We start from the raw sequence: 1573 nt of genomic DNA, 5'->3' as shown, positions 1-1573 counted from the left end.
AAAGAAAAAATGATGCCCAGCTACAAGTTTTTGACAAACAAAATAGCTTATTTACTCTTATAAAGCATTAAATAGCTGAACAACCATGCACTATCATCATTAATAACTGCAAGGTCGTTCAGCTTTCATTTGGAGCTGATTCAAATCGAAAGACTTTTGGTAAATATTTTCTGAACTGAACGCTGCCAAATTTCTTTAATAGCAAAAAAACTAATTACCCTCTTTACCATTTGATTTCTTTCTGTAAAAAGCGATAAGAATTCCTGTTATAAGTAGTAAACCAATCATCGGATATTCCCATCGTATTACCTCGTTTGTCTTAGGAAATATTTTTCCATTGTTTTTTGAAGCATTCGAGGGACTTGTCTTCGAGGTGCTTGTCTTCGAGGTGCTTGTTTTCAAATTGTGCACATTAGTTATGATGATATTTCCTAAATCATTATCATTAACCGTTGCTGTATAACCTGATACTTTATTTACTTCTTTGACCGTATACGCTATCTCTTTACCTTGTACTTTTTCTGGTAGTCCTTGCCACGTATACGTCCATTGATTCTCTGTATTTAAATCTATTGAATCCCCTTTTTTCTCGCCATTCGCATATAATTGAACGGTCACCTTATCAGGTCGTATGCCATCCTTGTCATTATTGTCTTCCCAGCGCTTGGTCACCGTTGCGCTCTTTTGTCCCGGTGTATAATGATTCGTTAGTGTTGTTCCTTTAATTTCTGTCGTGTATCCTGGGACTTCGTTTTCTGTCACTGTGTATTCAATTACTTTTCCATCCTCATATTCCGGCAAATTCTCAAAGCTATATTTCCAGTCTGTTTCTTCGCTGACTTCTTGGCTCATAACCATTTTCCCATCCGCTAATAAATTAACGGTCACTTTATTTGGTCGTTTTCCGGCTTGATTATCTTGGTCTTGCCAAATTTTTTCACCCTCAATACGCGTTTCGCCAATATAAGAATTGATTATGTTATTACCTTCAATTATCTTTTTATACTTAGGTACTTCTTCTTCATCTACTCGATAGCTGTATTCTTTACCATTATTAGCGTACTTATCCAAATCATTAAAACTATACTGCCAATTATCAGCTTCAGTTACCTCAACAGTATTTATAAGCAATTCATCATTTCCCTCTTTTTGGTATAAATTAATGATAATTGCTTCCGGTCTCTTGCCTAGTTCGTTATCATTGTCGCGCCAAGTTTTTTCTCCTGAAATACTGGTCTTATTATTGAGTTCATTAATAAGATAGCCATTTTCAAAAACAGAATTATACCCATCGACCTTATCATCCATTCGATATTGAATATAATTTCCTTCATCATCTTGTACATCTAGATCGGTAAATTGTCCTTTCCAATTCTCTTTCTCCGTAATCTCTTTTGTGGAAATAACTTCATCATTTTTATAAAGATTTACACTGATACTATCCGGTCTGCTTCCATATAAATTATCAAAATCGTTCCAAATTTTTAATATTGGAATGTTTTGTCTTTCAACATAGGTACCTGTCTCTTATACACATCTGTAATCACCTTCAGCTTCAATCTTTACGCTTTTA

General features: G+C 34.5%; 1 protein-coding gene. It reads right to left on the bottom strand.

Annotation, left to right across the window (positions count from 1 at the left end):
* Nucleotides 1-210: 210 nt before the first annotated feature.
* A complete protein-coding gene (locus A5875_RS15345) occupies nucleotides 211-1482 on the bottom strand; it encodes a Cna B-type domain-containing protein (protein WP_254911902.1) in 1272 nt (423 codons plus the stop codon).
* Nucleotides 1483-1573 lie beyond the last annotated feature (91 nt).

Origin of the sequence: Enterococcus sp. 3H8_DIV0648 (assembly GCF_002140655.1) — a bacterium.
Taxonomy (GTDB): Bacteria; Bacillota; Bacilli; order Lactobacillales; family Enterococcaceae; genus Enterococcus_A; species Enterococcus_A hulanensis.
Note: the sequence above shows the minus strand (reverse complement) of the source record. Positions and strands in the feature narration are given on the sequence as shown.